The sequence below is a fragment of the Brevibacillus sp. NSP2.1 genome (genome assembly GCF_000470975.2).
In the GTDB taxonomy this organism is placed as follows: domain Bacteria; phylum Bacillota; class Bacilli; order Brevibacillales; family Brevibacillaceae; genus Brevibacillus; species Brevibacillus agri.
This window is the reverse complement of record NZ_CP048274.1, coordinates 4,161,713-4,176,627: the sequence shown is the minus strand read 5'-3', so window position 1 is coordinate 4,176,627 and position 14,915 is coordinate 4,161,713. Positions and strand designations below refer to the sequence as shown.

The following is a 14,915-nucleotide window of genomic DNA, read 5'->3' as shown; positions in this document are numbered from 1 at the left end:
GAGGGGAAGAGCGTGAGAAAGCGAATCATACGCATAAGCGGTTTGCTGCTGGCCGTTTTGGCCTTTACGTTTTGGCTGACGCTGGGGCTGGCAACGCCGATCCAAACAGTCGAGGACGCGCTGGAAGCTGTGCGCGCAGGCAGAGCGGGCGAGCTGGCGCTTGACCAGGCGGATGCGGGCAAAATCGCTGGCTTTTTTCAGTTTGCGCAAACGAAGCAGTTGGGCGAGCCGGAAGTAACGCTCAGCGAGCATTTCGTCTCGGCGGACGAGCGCCAAGTCGTCGCGCGGTTTCTGGCGATCGAGTACAACCCGAATCGTACCGTGCGGCAAATCTACGGCGGGACGCTGATGTTTGCGCTGCACAAAAGCGCATTTGCGGCTTGGCGCATCACGCAGGTTGAAGTCAGCCAGCAAATGGGGCCGCACGATTAGCGTGAAAACATCGCGAGCCACGCTTTGCTTCTGCACCGAACTGCTTTTTTGCCGCAACTCCCCCCGTGACATTTTTTATGCCAACAGGTATCGTGGAACATAGAAGTTTCACGTATAGCAAAAGAGGCGAGGGATGAGGTGAACAAATGCGGTTTTATCAAAAATACATAAAGAAGTACGGCGTGCTCGCGAGCATCTCCATGATCTTTTTGATGGTGGAGGCGTTGTGCGATTTGTTGCAGCCGACGATCATGTCGCGGATTATCGACATCGGAGTGGCGCAGCGTGACATGGATTACGTGCTGAAAACCGGGGGACTGATGCTCTTGATTACGGCGCTGGGCGCTGTCGCCGCCTCCATGCGCAACGTGCTTGCCACTTATGTGTCGCAAAACTTCGGAGCGCAGTTGCGGTCCGATTTGTTTTCCAAGGTGCAGTCCTTGTCGTTTGACAGTCTCAACAAGTTCGACCGGGCGTCGCTCGTCACCCGCCTGACCAATGACGTCAACCAGGTGCAGGTGTTCGTCAACGGGATGATGCGCATTTTCGTCAAAGCGCCGCTGGTGTGCATCGGGGGACTGTTCATGGCGACGCAGTTGAATGCGGAGTTGGCTGTCGTGCTCGCTGTCGTCGTGCCGATTGTCGGCTTGTTGATCTTTTTGAATCTGAAAATCGGCTTTCCGTTTTTCCTCAAGGTGCAACAAGCATTGGACCGCGTCAACGGAGCGATGCGCGAATATTTGTCAGGGGTGCGAGTCGTCAAGGCGTTCAACCGCTTTGACTTCGAGGTCGGCAAATTCACGCGGGCAAACGAAGAGTTGCAAGAGAAGTCGCTGTCTGCCACGCGCGTCATGTCCGTGTTCAGCCCGGCGATCATGCTGACGGTCAACCTCGGGATTGTGGCCGTGCTCTGGATGGGCGGGCTTGGCGTGGAGCAAGGCAATATCCAGGTCGGCCACATTATTGCGTTCACCAACTACATGACGCAAATTTTGTTTTCGCTGATGATGATTTCCCTGGTTTTCAACATGTTCGTGCGGGCCAAGGCTTCGGCTGGCCGGATCGGAGAAGTTTTCGCCGAGGAAAACCGGATGAGCTGGAAAGAGGACGCGGCGCATGGACGGGAGCCGGGGGAAGAAAAAGGCCGGATTGACTTTGAACAGGTCAGCTTTTCGTACGATGGCGAAGGTGGACAGCCTGTGTTGAAGCAGATTTCGTTTTCGTGCCTGCCAGGAGAGACAGTGGGAATCATCGGTTCGACCGGGGCGGGGAAAAGCAGCCTCGTCAGCCTGATTCCGCGCTTTTACGATGTGACGGCAGGGACGATTCGCGTAAACGGGCAAGATGTCCGCGAGGTGGACCCGGCCAAGCTGCGTGAAAAAATGGCGATCGTCCCGCAAAAGACGACGCTGTTTACGGGAACGGTGCTGGAAAACATCCGCTGGGGCAAGGAGGATGCCACGGAGGAGGAAGTGGAAGCAGCGGCCCGGATGGCGCAGGCCCACGAGTTCATTGCGGCGACGCCGGAAGGCTACCAGACGCGCGTCGGCCAAGGCGGAGTCAACTTTTCCGGCGGGCAGAAACAGCGCATCTCCATCGCCAGGGCGTTGGTGAAAAAGCCGGAGATTCTCATTCTCGACGACAGCACGAGCGCGGTCGACGTGGCGACGGAGAGCAAGATCAAGGAAGCGCTGCAAACGTACGCAAAAGGGCTGACCTGCATCCTGATCGCGCAGCGGATCACCTCTGTCATGGATGCCGACAAGATTGTCGTGCTCGACAACGGAGAGGTCGCCGGAATCGGCACGCATGAAACGCTGCTGGCTACGTGCCGGGTCTACCAGGAAATCTTTACGTCGCAAATCGGCAAGGAGGCGAGCTAGGATGAGCCAGGAGCAAAAGGAACAGCCGTTTTTCCCTCCCCGTCCGGGCCGCGGCTTCGGCCATGGGGGCGCGCGCGTGCCGGTGAGCAAGCCGAAAAACTTTTCGGCGACCATAAAAAGACTGTGGCAAGCGTTCGGGCGGGAAAAACGATGGCTGCCGCTCGTGTTCGCAATCGTGCTCGTCGATGGTTTGCTGATGCTCTCGGCTCCGTACCTGATCGGGAAGGCCATCGACGCGATGACAGGCGGGGCAGAGGCGTTCAGCTTTTTGACGATCATCATTCTCGCTTTGCTCGGCTCGTACATCGTGGACGGAGCCTTGACGTTTTTGCAGGGCTGGATGATCGCCGGCATCACGCAGCGAATCGTGACCAACATGCGGCAAGCTTTGTTCGAAAAGCTGCAAAAGCTACCGATTGCCTTTTTCGACTCGCGCACGCACGGCGAACTGATGAGCCGCCTGACCAACGATATCGACAACGTCAGCAACTCCATCTCGCAGTCGACGACACAGCTCATGTCCGGGGTGATCGTGCTCGCCGGGTCGCTGGTGATGATGCTCGTGCTTTCGCCGATTCTCACGCTCGCCTGCCTGATTACGGTGCCGCTCGTCTTTTTGCTCACCCGCACGATTGCGAAGCGAACCAGTGTGCTGTTCAAACATCAGCAGATCGAGCTGGGCAAGCTGAACGGCCACATTGAAGAGACGATTTCCGGGATTCAGGTCGTCAAGGCGTTCAACCACGAGGAAAAGGCGATTGCCGACTTTGCCGCGATCAACGACAGACTGTGCAAGGTCGGGATGAAGGCGCAAATCTGGTCGGGCTTTTTGATGCCAATCATGAACGTGATTAACAACCTTGGCTTTGCGATGGTGGCGATTGTCGGGGGGATACTGGCGGTGAAAGGGATGATTACCGTCGGGGTGATCGCCAGCTTCCTCAGCTATTCGCGGCAGTTTGTCCGCCCGCTGAACGATCTCGCCAACATTTTCAACGTGCTGCAGTCCGGTGTAGCGGGCGCGGAGCGGGTGTTCGAGGTGCTGGACGAACGGGAGGAGCCGCTCGATTCCCCGGACGCCGCTGTGCTCAGAGAGCCAAAAGGGCACGTCGTATTCGAACGGGTGAGCTTCGGGTATCGCCCCGACCAGCCGATTTTGAAAAACGTCAGCTTCGAGGCACAGGCGGGAAGCACGACTGCTCTGGTCGGTCCGACGGGTGCGGGCAAGACGACCGTCGTCAATTTGCTGACGCGCTTTTACGATGTGACGGAAGGGACGATCTACCTCGACGGCAAAGACATCCGCGAATACTCGCGGGACAGCCTGCGCAGAAGCTTCGGTTTCGTTTTGCAGGACACGTACCTGTTTTCCGGGACGATCAAGGAAAACATCATGTACGGCAAGCCTGACGCGACAGACGCCGAGGTCGAGGCGGCCGCGAAAATGGCGCATGCCGATGTGTTCATCAATCGGCTGCCCAAGCGCTACGATACGCAACTGACCGAAAACGGCGGCAATTTGAGCCAGGGGCAGCGCCAGCTTTTGGCGATTGCCCGCGTCATCCTCGCCCGGCCGTCGCTTCTGATTCTCGACGAGGCGACGAGCAGCATCGACACGCGGACAGAGCTGATTATTCAGGATGCGCTCGCGACGATCATGGAAGGGCGCACGAGCTTTGTGATCGCGCACAGGCTCGGCACGATCCGCGACGCCGACGCGATCATGGTCGTGGACAGCGGCGAGATCGTGGAAAAAGGCAGCCACGACGACCTGATCGCGCAAAAAGGGGTGTACTACCAGTTGTTTTACAATCAGTTCAAAAACTTGCACGTCGCTTCGTCCTGATCGAAACAGCCCGTCTGGCACGCTGAATTTTACGTGTGCAGACGGGCTGTTTTGCTGGGATAAAGCTTCTGTAACGATGCAGCAGCGCTCAATGCGCAAGCCAAGCGTCAAGCGTTTTTGGCGAGGGGGCTGTTGTGCTCTCAGCTTGGTTGCCCCTTTGCGCGGACGTCCTTCCTTTCAAGGCTCGGAGCAGGTGCGGACCACATGTTTGTGACCACGTATGAGACGAAGCAGGAGGACCAGGACAAGTTTTTTGAAAACGCGGTCTACAAAAACTTGTCGGCCGTCAAAAACAACCATGTGTACAGGATGACGTTTGAGCAGATGTACTACTACGACCCGCTGGCGATTGAGGGGCAGCTTGATCTGGTCGTGGAGAAGCTGCTGGGGCATCAGGCGAAATAAACAGAACGACAAAAAGACCCGGGACAATCGCCCAAGGGTCTTTTTGCTGTCACTTGCCGAAGTAATCCAAAATAAACTCCTTAAAGCGAACCGCAGCCGGAGACAAATACCCGCCTTTGACCAGCGCCATGCCGATTACGCGCTGGCACTTGGGGGTGCGGATGCGGATTTGCGCGATTTTGCTTTGGTCGATGCCGCGCAAATCGGGGAGCAGGGACACGCCCAGTCCGGCTGCGACCAGCCCCGCGACGGTGGCCGCCTCCTCGCCCTCAAAAGTCACGCGGGGGGTGACGCCGAGTTGCTCAAAAAGCTGGTCGGTCGTGCGCCGCAGCGCGTAGCCCTTTTTCAAAAAAATAAACGATTCCTCGGCAATTTCCGAAAGCAGGATGCTCTCCCGTCCGGCCAGCGGATGCCCGATCGGCACGATGGCAAACAGCTCCTCGCTCCAGAGCGGTGTCCACTGGATCGGCAGCTTGGTTTCCGTCGGCTCGGCGAGAAGGCACAGGTCCAGCTCGCCTGCGTCGAGATGCTCGAGGAGCGAGTAGCTGTGGTTTTGGATCATCGTGAAGCCGATGGAGGGCGACTTGGCGCGAAACGCGCCGATGAGGTCGGGAATCAGGCTGGTGCCGAGCGTGTGCAAAAAGCCGAGGGCAACCTCGCCGCGGTCGGGGTGGACGAGATCGCGCAGCTCCTGTTTTCCGTCCTCAAATTCTTTGAGGATGCGGTTGACGCGCTTCAAAAAAAGCTGGCCGTAACGGTTCAGCATGATCGTCCGCCCTTGCCGTTCAAAGAGTGGGACGCCCAGCTCTTCCTCCAGCCGCGCGATTGAGCGGCTGAGCGCGGGCTGGGAGAGCGACATCGCTTCCGCCGCACGGGTGACGTGCTGCATCCGGGCGAGCGTCTGAAAATATTCGAGTTGTTGCCATTCCATTCGGGTGACCTCCCTGCGCGACAAAGCGCGTGTGTCCGATTCATTACTATCGTGCATGAAAATTATGATTACAATAAATTATACATTATGAATTGTCAATGATAGTATAACAGTGAAACGGGTAGAAACGCGGGGAGGTTTCACCACCATGGGATACATCAAGCAAGGCACAACCGCTTTTCGCAAGACCAATCTGGCTTTTTTTGCGGCGGGCTTCAACACGTTTGCGATTTTGTACAGCACGCAGCCGTTGATGCCTGAATTTACAAAAGAGTTTCACGTTTCGCCGACGATGGCGAGCTTGTCGCTCTCGTTGACGACGATCTCGCTGTCCGTCAGCATGCTCGTGTTCGGGACGATCTCAGAGGTGTGGGGACGCAAGCCGGTAATGATTAGCTCGATGCTGGCCGCCTCCCTCCTGTCGATCCTGACGGCATGCAGCCCTTCATACGAATCTCTTCTTCTTTTTCGCATCATCCAGGGAATCTCGCTAGGCGGCCTTCCGTCTATTGCCATGGCTTATTTGGGCGAAGAAATGGAGCCGAAAAGTCTGGGAGTCGCCATGGGGCTGTACATCAGCGGCAACTCGCTGGGGGCGGTGTGCGGGCGGATTCTCTCCGGCATACTGACCGACCTGTTCAACTGGCACATGGCGATGGGCGCGATCAGCCTGATGAGCCTCGTCGCCACGCTGATTTTCTGGTTCAGCCTGCCTGCTTCGCAAAACTTTCACGCGCGCGCTCCCGAGGTGCGCAAACTGGCGGCTTCCATGCTCAGCCACTTGCGGGACCCGGCTCTTTTCTGCCTGTTCGGCATCGGGTTTTTGAGTCTCGGCAGCAATGTGGCGCTCTACAATTACATCGGGTACGTCTTGACCGCAGCGCCTTATTCGCTCAGTCAAACGCTCGTCGGCTGGATTTTCATCGTGTTTCTCGTCGGGATGTTCGCCTCCGTCTGGATGGCGAAGCTCGCAGACAAGTTCGGCAGGCTGAAAATGCTGCTCGTCTCCTTGCTGCTGACGCTGCTCGGCGCGTGCCTGACGCTCGTCAGTCATTTGGCGGTCATCATCGCGGGCTTGCCCGTCCTGACCTTCGGCTTTTTCGGAAGCCATTCGATTGCGAGCGGCTGGGTCGGGCGGCGGGCGACTCATGACAAGGCGCAAGCATCATCGCTCTACCTGTTCTTTTATTACGCCGGTTCCAGCATCGGCGGGACGATGGGCGGCATGTTCTGGTCGTCGCTCGGTTGGGGCGGTGTCGTCGCGATGATCGCCGGATTCATGGCCGTCGCCTTCGTCTTCGCCCTGCGCCTGTCCAAAGTCCTCGCCAATTCGTCTGCGCCGTCCGTCGAGAAAAAGTGGACGGTGGCGAAGCTGAAATGAAGCGGGGGAGCGTAGCGTGGTTGCCCCTTAACAGCGGCTACAGAGGCAGCGGGGGCGCCTTTCTTTTCTGAGATGGAACGGAAACGGGGCTGTGGAGTGCAAAACCAGCCAGGTTCGCAGCATGTTCCGGCGCGATCCCCTCACGGCAGACAGGAAAAAAGAGTCCAAACAGCTTGGACTCCACCCTGTAGACCGGGGGGGATTTTTCACGTCACGGCAATACGCACAGAGGCTGGCTACTTCTGGGCGTGTCTCTTTTCCTGGATGACGCAGCCGAGGTAGAGCAGCAAAAGCAGCAAGGAAACGTACACGGAGCCATCGAAGTAGCTTTTAAACAGCTCGCGCGACCAGCGATCCTCGCCGATAATCCAGTAAGCGAGCGAATTGGAGATGGCGATTCCGTCATTTGCTGCAGGGATGAGACTCTCGGTGTAGTTTTGGGCAAGGCAGACCGTCGAGAGCACGGATGCGAACAGGAGCACAAGCGTTACGGCCGAGTAGTAGTTTCTCGCACCGATTCGCTTCAGGAAAAAAAGAACGAGTGCAACAACCAGACCTGCCATCATGAGAAACAGCATGAATCGGACCCTCCTTTGGCAAGATGAGCAAAATGCTTTTGGGAATCTCTTTGGGATTGGCTTCTCTTTTAGGCTTGCTGTGGATCTATACACATTTTACCAGTTACGGAGTTTATTTTGCATTTTATAAAACGGCAGCCGACGAAGCTTAACCGAAGAAGCGGAACATGAGAGGTCCTCCGCTTTTTTAACCGTTTCCAGGTTTTCTCAAATCCAAAATGGTATGATAGAACCGGGAAGGAGAGTGATCGCCCATGCTTCGAAAAGTGCTGGTCGCGCTCGCGTCTGCGCTCATTTTTTGCCTGGTGCTCGCCTGGGCGAACTACACGCCAGCAGGCGAGCGGGAAGAGGGTGTCTACCATTGGTCGTACGGCTCGCTTGTCGCGATTTATCTCATTTATGCCCTCCCCGTCTATTTGCTTGGCGGGATTCCGTTTGCCTATCTGATCGAGTTCGCCGAACGCAAAACGGGTTGGAAGCATCCGCTGGCTGTGTATCTATTTCGCTTTTTTGCCTATGCGTTGGCGGGCTGCTTCGTGATGGGGCTGTTCGTCGTAGTCGTATCGAACGGGCGCTCTTTGAGCAATGCTTTTGCGTCTGGCGGGTTGCTGCTGTTAGGCGGAGGCGCGGCTCTGTTGTACGGCCATGTCCTTCTGTTCAGTTTTTGGCTCGTCAAGAGACGAAAGGAGTGGGGATGATTGCGGGACACTTCTGCTGCCCGCAACATTTTTGATCTGTTTTTTTAGCTAGGAGAGGATCGACATGACCATTGGTGGTTTTCAAAGCGGCTTTTCGGCCAGAAAAGTGCCGCGCGCCGAAGTGAAGTGGGAGCAGTTCCTCATCTGCAGCCACGGCTGCGAGGAAGTCATTCAACTGATTTCCCACGTATCCGGTGAGGTAGAGTTCGAACTGTGCAAAATCGAGGCCGAGCGGATGGGCAACGTGTTGCTTGCGGCAGTAAAGACAGAAAGTTGTTGAAACTTGTGGGCTGCTGACCCGTATGTATAAACGAACAGATAAAAAAAGGGGAGGCGGAACATGAACGACAACAACGTAGTGAAGATGAATCCGTTCCAAGCTGGAGGAAAGCTGCTCGCAACCATTCTCGTACTAGCCGTTTTGGTCTTGCTCGGGACCCAATCGTTTACGATCATATCAGCGGGGCATAGCGGTGTCGTGCTGCAATTGGGCGCGGTACAGCCAAAAGTTTTGCAGGAAGGCATGCACTTTAAAATTCCTTTTATCCAAACCGTCATTCCGATGGAGGTACGGGTACAAAAATCGGAGTCGAGCCAAACGTCCGCTTCGCGTGACCTGCAAACCGTCTCGACGACCATCGCGGTCAACCACCATCTGGACAGCGAAAACGTCAACAAGCTGTACCAGCAGGTGGGGCTGGAGTACAACAGCCGCATTGTCGACCCGGCTATCGCCGAAGCGCTGAAAGCCGTCACTGCGCAGTACACGGCAGAAGAATTGATCTCCAAGCGCTCCGAGGTGAGCAACAAAGTCAAGGAAGCGCTGCGACAAAAGCTGTCTGCCTACAACATCATTCTCGATGAGATCAACATTCGCGAGTTTACGTTCAGCGACGAATTTAACCGCGCGATCGAGTCGAAGCAAGTAGCGGAGCAGCAGGCGCTCAAGTCGAAGCTCGACCTGGAGCGGATCAAGATCGAAAAGGAGCAGGAGATTACGCGCGCGCAGGCACAGGCCGAAGCGTTGCGCCTGCAAAAGCAGGAAGTCACGCCGGAGCTGATTCAGCTCAGACAGATCGAAGCGCAACTGGAAGCGATCCGCAAATGGGACGGCAAGTTGCCGAACGTCACAGGCGGCGCGACTCCGTTTATCAACGTAGGGAACCAGTAACGACAAAAGCGAAGACCATCCGGGCCGCGAATGAGCCGGATGGTCTTCGTTTTTGGTTTAGCGCGTGCTTTCAAACAGCTCCAGCCATTCGCCGTCCGGCCCGCGGAAAAACATGTAGCGGGAGCCGTTGGGCAGCGTCGTGATCGCTTCGTCGATGAAGGAGACGTCAAGCTGCTGCAGCCGCTCGATCTCGGCTTCGAGGTTATCCACCGCAAACGCCAGATGGTGCACCTTGCCTTCCTCCGGCAGCGCGTCGTTGTAGCCGTGAATCAGCTCCAGCTCCGTCTCTGTGCTGCCCGGAAACCCGAGAAAAGCGAGCGTAATAATCTGATTGGAATGCACGAGCGTCCCTTTCAGCTCCATGCCGATCACTTTCGTGTAAAAGGCGATGGACGCCTCCAAATCTTTGACCATCAGCCCGACGTGCTCGATTTTTTTGATTGCCATGCGCGGTTTCGTCCTTTCCCTGACAAGCTCGTTTTCTTTTTATTGTAAAAGATTTGCTGCGAAAAGTCTGCCCACCTGCTGCTGTTGCTTGCGGTGCTGCCTCCCTCCCATTCCTCGCGCTGATGGGGGGCATCGAATCATTCTATTGGAATGAATTGGCTGAACCTGATACGGTGAAGAGAAAGAACAGGAGGTGGCTGTATGAAGCATCAAATCGCCCGCATGCAAAAGCATCTGGCAGAAGTTCCGGACATGTTTCGGGACAGGGGAGAGGATGAAACGGCAAGGCGTCCGGCTCCGGGCAAATGGTCCGCCAAAGAAATACTCGGCCATTTGTGCGACTCGGCGATCAACAACCTCGCCCGCTTCGTCCGCGCGCAGACCGAGCAGCCGTATGCGCTGATCCCGTACCAGCAGGACGAATGGGTAAAAGCGCAAGCGTACCAGGCGCGGCCTGCCGACGAGATCGTGCAGCTATGGAGCAGCCTGAACCGCTCGGTGGTCGCGGTCATGGCCGCGATGCCGCCCGCCGCTTGCGAGCATGCCTGTATATTGGCCGACGGCACGACGGTCAGTCTGCGCTGGCTGATGGAGGATTACGTCGCGCATATGGAGCACCATCTCGGCCAGTTGTCCAGGCAGCTTGGCCAGGGCTAGACGATTGACTTCGATTCCGTTTGGGGATGCCCTGCGAGCACAGAAGTGACGATGTACACCGAGTCAAATTCGCCCTCGGACACGGCGATGATCGGCGACGGCTTGGCGAAAAGCAGTGCGTTGATTTCCGCCACAGTCAGCCCTTGCCCGTGCAAATGCAAGATTTCCCCTTGTAGCTGGAGCAAATCGTCCAGCTTGCGCGCAAGCAAATCTTTCCCTTTGGCGATGTAGCCCGCATGAGCGCAGTACATAGCGCGAAAATCGCGGGTCAGGACGTGGCGAATCGAATCGATCAACAGCGGAATGGACTCGTCGCGCAAAATTACTTTTGTCTTCGTTCCGAGAAAAAGGTCGCCGGAAAACAGGCGGCCTGTTTGCTTGTCGAACAGGGCGACGTGGTCGTGCGCATGTCCGGGAGTGTAGATGACCTCCCAGTCGATGGTGCGGGAGTGAAACGTTTCAGCGAGCGGCCGGGCGGCAAAAGGCTCGCGCATTCCCCAGACAAGCTGGCGGTACAGCGGATAGTCGGCGGGTCTGGAGCATAGCTCCACCCCTTTTTCGTGGACGTAGATGGGGACGTTTTTGCTGTTGGCAAGCCAGGCTGCGTTTCCGCTGTGATCTTCATGGCTGTGCGTCAGGACGACAGCGTCGAAGGAAGCGGCTGAAAAGCGGTCGGTCAGGCCGGCTGCGAGTGTTTGCGGCCCGGTATCGACCATCATGCCGTCTACGACATACACCTGGATTCCCCACTCGCGGCCCGCTCTTTGTACAATCCCCTCCAGGCACAGGACATCTTCGTGCTGATGGACTTCTACCACGGTGACACCTCCATTTTCTAATCGGACTTTTCTATCTGCCAAATGAACATACGCTCATTATACTATTGAATGATTATTCAGTCATTTCTCAATTTCTTTTCCTCGCCCACTGATCGTGTATGATGGTTACAGATGGATACGGACAAGAGGTGAAAAGATGAAGGCAATGCCTATTGATGCGGTGCTGCCGGAGTTGACCGGAGCGCTTGCGGCAAGCAACAACGCCGTGCTGGTCGCCGCTCCCGGGGCAGGGAAAACGACCAGGGTGCCGCTCGTTTTTCTCGAGCAGGACTGGCTCGCCAAAAAGCGCATTCTCATGCTGGAGCCGCGGCGGCTGGCAGCGCGAGCGGCGGCGGGCTACATGGCGCGGCAGCTTGGCGAGCAAGTGGGAGAGACGGTAGGGTATCGGGTCAAGCACGATACGCGAGTCGGCCCGCGTACGCGAATCGAAGTGATAACCGAAGGAATATTGACGCGGATGCTACAGGATGATCCCGAGCTTGCAGACGTCGGCCTGCTCATTTTCGACGAGTTTCACGAGCGGAGCCTGCATGCGGATTTGGGACTGGCGCTCAGCTTGCAGGCGCAAAGCCTGTTTCGCGAAGACTTGCGGATTTTGGTCATGTCGGCCACGCTTGCGGCAGAGCCTGTTTCCCGCCTGCTGGGGGATGCTCCCGTCATCGTGAGCGCAGGCAGAGCTTTTCCGGTCGAGACGCGCTTTTTGCCAAAGCCGTGGACTGGCGCGGTCGAGGAGGCAGTCACCCGCACCGTTTTGTCGGCATTGGCGGAGGAGGCAGGGGATGTGCTCGCGTTTTTGCCGGGAGCCAAAGAAATTCGCACGACGCAAGCTTTGCTGGCTAAAAGCGAGCTTGCTGCAAACGTGCGCGTCTACCCGCTGTACGGGGCGCTTGCGCAGCACGAGCAAGATGTGGCGATTCAGCCGGGCCAAGCAGGCGAGCGAAAAGTGGTGCTCGCCACTTCGATTGCGGAGACGAGCCTGACTGTCGAGGGCGTGCGAATCGTGATCGACAGCGGTTGGAAAAGGCTGCCGCGCTTTTCTTCGCGCACCGGGATGACGAGGCTGGAGACGGTCCGGGTATCGCGGGCGGCAGCCGACCAGCGCAGGGGGAGAGCGGGCAGGCTGGACGCGGGTGTCTGCTATCGGCTGTGGACGGAGCAGGAGGACCGGATGCTCGTAGCGCACGAGCCACCGGAAATGACGGAGGCAGACCTCGCCCCGCTCGCTTTGGAGCTGGCAGCTTGGGGCGTGGGTGACGTGCAGGAGCTGCAATGGCTCGATGTTCCGCCAAAAGCTTCGCTGGCCCAGGCCAGGGAGCTGCTCCAGCAGTTAGGGGCGTTGGACGGGCACGGCCAGATTACCGCGCACGGCCGGGTGCTGGCCGGGATGGGCCTGCACCCAAGGCTTGGACACATGATTCAAAAAGCGGGCGAGCTCGGACTCGGAGCGCTTGCGTGCGAGCTGGCTGTGCTGATCGAGGAGCGGGATATCGCCCGGGGCCGAGCGGCTTTTGCCGATGCGGATATCAGCTCGCGGGTGGAGCTGTTGCAGCTCGTCGCGGGAAAACAAGGCGGGGCACGCGCTTTTGCGGAAGGGCAGGCTGATGAAGCGCTGTGTCGGCGGCTGTGGAGCGAAGCTGCGCAGCTCAAGCGGCAGTGGGGAAGCGCCAGCACGGCTGAAAACGTGGCCGACGTCAGCCAGACGGGCAGGCTGCTCGCCTTTGCCTACCCGGACAGGATCGCCCAGCGCAGGGGAGATGGACGCTACTTGCTGCGAAATGGCCGCGGCGCGACGTTTGCCGTTGAGCAGCCTCTGGCTTTTGCGCCGTACGTGGTAGCTCCGCTTCTCGACGATCAGGGGGCGGACAGCCGGATCATGCTCGCGGCAGCGGTGGAGGAAAGCGACCTGTACCGCGACTGGTCCGGGCAGATCACAGAGGAGACGTCTGTCTGGTGGGACCGTTCCGCTCAGGCCGTGCGCGCGCGTACGCGGAAAAAGCTCGGGGCATTCGTCTTGCAGGAGGTGGCGGCAGAAGCGGAAGCCGATGCGGTGTTGCAAGCTCTGCTTGCGGGCATCCGGACGGAAGGGCTGGAGCTGTTGCCGTGGAGCCGTCACGCCCGCCAGCTCAGGGAGCGGCTGCAGTTCATGAGCGGGATTGTGCCGGGCTGGCCGCGGGCAGATGACGAAGCCTTGCTCGACACGCTGGAGGAATGGCTCGCGCCGCATGTGTACGGCATGCGCAAAAAAGACGAGTTGCAGCAACTGTCCATGTCTATGGTGCTGGAAGGGATGCTGAGTTGGGAGGAACGGCAGCAGTTGGATGAGTACGCGCCTACGCATATCACCGTTCCGAGCGGCTCGAAAATCGCCGTCGACTACAGCGACCCTGCCGCGCCTTGCCTGTTTGTCAGGTTGCAGGAGCTGTTCGGCTGGCAGGATACGCCGCGCATCGGCCGGGGCAAGGTGCCGCTGACGCTGCATCTGCTTTCCCCGGCGCAGCGTCCGGTGCAGGTGACGCGAGACTTGGCCAGCTTTTGGCAGCAGGCGTACTTCGAAGTGAAAAAAGACTTGAAAGGCCGCTACCCGAAGCATTACTGGCCGGACGATCCGCTCGCCGCGATCCCGACGAACCGGGTGCGCCCGCAGAAATAGTACATTGGGGCTTGCGGGCTTGCCGCTTTTGTAGAGATCGAACCAGAAAAAGCCGACGGGCGCAACCAGGCTCAGGGCGATATTTCCCAACTTCCTAGTTCCATGTGCGCAAGTCGGCTTGAAACTGAAACTTTCACGCGGTTTGCGGCCGTCAGGAACATACCGCGATTCACGTACTACCCTCTCTATTTCCTTGGGACTGCCTGTTCATCGGGCAGTCCATTTTGTTTGCCGGACGGGCTGTTTCCCCAGCGGCCGCGATAGATCAACTGCTGCAAGTCTTCCCGCTTTGCCCATTGGTGCAGCTCCAAAAGCGGCCGATCCGGGTAATGATCGGTATAGCCGATGGACAACAACGCGACAGGGTCGATGTGCGGCGGGATGTTCAAGATGCGGCGGACGTCCGCCTTTTTGTAAAAGCTGACCCAGCCCATCGCCAAATCTTCCGCATATGCCGCGAGCCACATGTTTTGAATGGCACAGCTTACCGACATGATATCTGTCTCGGGAATCGAATTGCGCCCAAGCACGTGATCGCCGCCCCGCGTCGGGTCGCAGGTGACGCAGATGGTGAGCGGCGCTTCCTTGATGCCCTGGATTTTCAGCGCCAGAAAAGCCGATTCGCGCCCTGTTCCCTCGTAGTGGATGGCGAGCGCGCGCCGTTCTTTGTCCGCACAGTCTGCCAACTCCTGCTTGGTCGGCTCGTCCTCTACGAGAATAAAATTCCACGGCTGCATGAATCCGACGGAAGGGGCGTGATGGGCAGCGGCCAAAATCATGGCAATTTTTTCCGGCGGGATTGGATCAGGGCGAAACGTGCGTATATCGCGACGATTGCTGATAGCCTTGTACAGACCGTTTTTTTCTTCCGGTGTCAAACGCTTCATGAGTAAAACCTCCCTGTTTGCTACGGCTTCCTTCATTTTACTGATGCGCAAGCTCATGTTCCAGACATTTGCCTGACATATTCATGTCCTACGCTAAAGGGGGAAGACCT

At 57.6% G+C, this 14,915-nt stretch carries 15 protein-coding genes; 10 read left to right on the top strand and 5 right to left on the bottom strand.

The window, feature by feature from the left end; genetic code table 11:
* Positions 1 to 12 precede the first annotated feature (12 nt).
* From M655_RS20270 to M655_RS20255, 4 genes are all read left to right on the top strand, one after another.
* Positions 13 to 432, top strand: a complete 420-nt coding sequence (locus tag M655_RS20270; RefSeq protein ID WP_005834510.1) for a hypothetical protein — start codon at positions 13 to 15, stop codon at positions 430 to 432.
* Positions 433 to 578: 146 nt separating this feature from the next.
* A complete protein-coding gene (locus tag M655_RS20265) occupies positions 579 to 2,315 on the top strand; it encodes an ABC transporter ATP-binding protein (protein ID WP_026557714.1) in 1,737 nt (578 codons plus the stop codon).
* Position 2,316: 1 nt separating this feature from the next.
* The gene (locus M655_RS20260; RefSeq protein WP_026557715.1) at positions 2,317 to 4,161 is read left to right on the top strand and encodes an ABC transporter ATP-binding protein; all 1,845 of its coding nucleotides are present in this window, start codon (positions 2,317 to 2,319) and stop codon (positions 4,159 to 4,161) included.
* 204 nt (positions 4,162 to 4,365) lie between these two features.
* The gene (locus tag M655_RS20255) at positions 4,366 to 4,566 is read left to right on the top strand and encodes a hypothetical protein (RefSeq protein ID WP_005834503.1); all 201 of its coding nucleotides are present in this window, start codon (positions 4,366 to 4,368) and stop codon (positions 4,564 to 4,566) included.
* A 49-nt stretch (positions 4,567 to 4,615) separates the two neighbouring features.
* Here the strand turns inward: M655_RS20255 and M655_RS20250 are convergent, their stop codons facing one another.
* Entirely contained in the window at positions 4,616 to 5,497 is an 882-nt protein-coding gene (locus tag M655_RS20250; protein WP_026557716.1) for a LysR family transcriptional regulator, read from the bottom strand.
* Between the two features lie 148 nt (positions 5,498 to 5,645).
* Between M655_RS20250 and M655_RS20245 the strand changes: the two genes are divergently transcribed.
* Positions 5,646 to 6,878, top strand: a complete 1,233-nt coding sequence (locus tag M655_RS20245; protein ID WP_026557717.1) for an MFS transporter — start codon at positions 5,646 to 5,648, stop codon at positions 6,876 to 6,878.
* 236 nt (positions 6,879 to 7,114) lie between these two features.
* Here M655_RS20245 and M655_RS20240 read toward each other — a convergent pair whose 3' ends face one another.
* Complete coding sequence (locus tag M655_RS20240) at positions 7,115 to 7,456, bottom strand: hypothetical protein (protein ID WP_005834497.1); 342 nt, start codon at positions 7,454 to 7,456, stop codon at positions 7,115 to 7,117.
* Between the two features lie 254 nt (positions 7,457 to 7,710).
* Here M655_RS20240 and M655_RS20235 point away from each other — a divergent pair, with 254 nt between their 5' ends.
* From M655_RS20235 to M655_RS20225, 3 genes are all read left to right on the top strand, one after another.
* Entirely contained in the window at positions 7,711 to 8,154 is a 444-nt protein-coding gene (locus M655_RS20235) for a hypothetical protein (protein WP_025843983.1), read from the top strand.
* 64 nt (positions 8,155 to 8,218) lie between these two features.
* On the top strand, positions 8,219 to 8,434 hold the full coding sequence (locus M655_RS20230) for a hypothetical protein (protein ID WP_005834494.1): 216 nt from the start codon (positions 8,219 to 8,221) through the stop codon (positions 8,432 to 8,434).
* A gap of 60 nt (positions 8,435 to 8,494) precedes the next feature.
* On the top strand, positions 8,495 to 9,325 hold the full coding sequence (locus tag M655_RS20225; RefSeq protein ID WP_007786192.1) for a prohibitin family protein: 831 nt from the start codon (positions 8,495 to 8,497) through the stop codon (positions 9,323 to 9,325).
* Between the two features lie 57 nt (positions 9,326 to 9,382).
* On the opposite strand, the gene M655_RS20220 is transcribed toward M655_RS20225, so the two are convergent.
* Positions 9,383 to 9,772, bottom strand: a complete 390-nt coding sequence (locus M655_RS20220; protein ID WP_026557718.1) for a VOC family protein — start codon at positions 9,770 to 9,772, stop codon at positions 9,383 to 9,385.
* Positions 9,773 to 9,973: 201 nt separating this feature from the next.
* Between M655_RS20220 and M655_RS20215 the strand changes: the two genes are divergently transcribed.
* On the top strand, positions 9,974 to 10,429 hold the full coding sequence (locus tag M655_RS20215) for a DinB family protein (RefSeq protein WP_007786195.1): 456 nt from the start codon (positions 9,974 to 9,976) through the stop codon (positions 10,427 to 10,429).
* On the opposite strand, the gene M655_RS20210 is transcribed toward M655_RS20215, so the two are convergent.
* Positions 10,426 to 11,247 (bottom strand): MBL fold metallo-hydrolase, encoded by an 822-nt coding sequence (locus M655_RS20210; protein WP_005834486.1) that lies wholly within the window; start codon positions 11,245 to 11,247, stop codon positions 10,426 to 10,428. The two genes, M655_RS20215 and M655_RS20210, sit on opposite strands and share 4 nt — an antisense overlap.
* 157 nt (positions 11,248 to 11,404) lie before the next feature.
* On the opposite strand from M655_RS20210, the gene hrpB reads away from it, so the two are divergent.
* Positions 11,405 to 13,918 carry an ATP-dependent helicase HrpB gene (gene hrpB / locus M655_RS20205; RefSeq protein ID WP_026557719.1) on the top strand — a complete coding sequence of 838 codons (2,514 nt, stop codon included), beginning with the start codon at positions 11,405 to 11,407 and terminating at the stop codon, positions 13,916 to 13,918.
* A gap of 185 nt (positions 13,919 to 14,103) precedes the next feature.
* Here the strand turns inward: hrpB and bluB are convergent, their stop codons facing one another.
* Positions 14,104 to 14,805 (bottom strand): 5,6-dimethylbenzimidazole synthase, encoded by a 702-nt coding sequence (bluB, locus tag M655_RS20200; RefSeq protein WP_005834482.1) that lies wholly within the window; start codon positions 14,803 to 14,805, stop codon positions 14,104 to 14,106.
* Positions 14,806 to 14,915 lie beyond the last annotated feature (110 nt).

Coding starts and splice junctions, on each gene's coding strand:
- M655_RS20235 (WP_025843983.1), top strand. CDS start 7,711: ATGCTTCGAAAAGTGCTGGTCGCGCTCGCGTCTGCGCTCATTTTTTGC.
- M655_RS20225 (WP_007786192.1), top strand. CDS start 8,495: ATGAACGACAACAACGTAGTGAAGATGAATCCGTTCCAAGCTGGAGGA.
- M655_RS20245 (WP_026557717.1), top strand. CDS start 5,646: ATGGGATACATCAAGCAAGGCACAACCGCTTTTCGCAAGACCAATCTG.
- M655_RS20265 (WP_026557714.1), top strand. CDS start 579: ATGCGGTTTTATCAAAAATACATAAAGAAGTACGGCGTGCTCGCGAGC.
- hrpB (WP_026557719.1), top strand. CDS start 11,405: ATGAAGGCAATGCCTATTGATGCGGTGCTGCCGGAGTTGACCGGAGCG.
- M655_RS20260 (WP_026557715.1), top strand. CDS start 2,317: ATGAGCCAGGAGCAAAAGGAACAGCCGTTTTTCCCTCCCCGTCCGGGC.
- bluB (WP_005834482.1), bottom strand. CDS start 14,805: ATGAAGCGTTTGACACCGGAAGAAAAAAACGGTCTGTACAAGGCTATC.
- M655_RS20255 (WP_005834503.1), top strand. CDS start 4,366: ATGTTTGTGACCACGTATGAGACGAAGCAGGAGGACCAGGACAAGTTT.
- M655_RS20230 (WP_005834494.1), top strand. CDS start 8,219: ATGACCATTGGTGGTTTTCAAAGCGGCTTTTCGGCCAGAAAAGTGCCG.
- M655_RS20250 (WP_026557716.1), bottom strand. CDS start 5,497: ATGGAATGGCAACAACTCGAATATTTTCAGACGCTCGCCCGGATGCAG.
- M655_RS20220 (WP_026557718.1), bottom strand. CDS start 9,772: ATGGCAATCAAAAAAATCGAGCACGTCGGGCTGATGGTCAAAGATTTG.
- M655_RS20215 (WP_007786195.1), top strand. CDS start 9,974: ATGAAGCATCAAATCGCCCGCATGCAAAAGCATCTGGCAGAAGTTCCG.
- M655_RS20240 (WP_005834497.1), bottom strand. CDS start 7,456: ATGCTGTTTCTCATGATGGCAGGTCTGGTTGTTGCACTCGTTCTTTTT.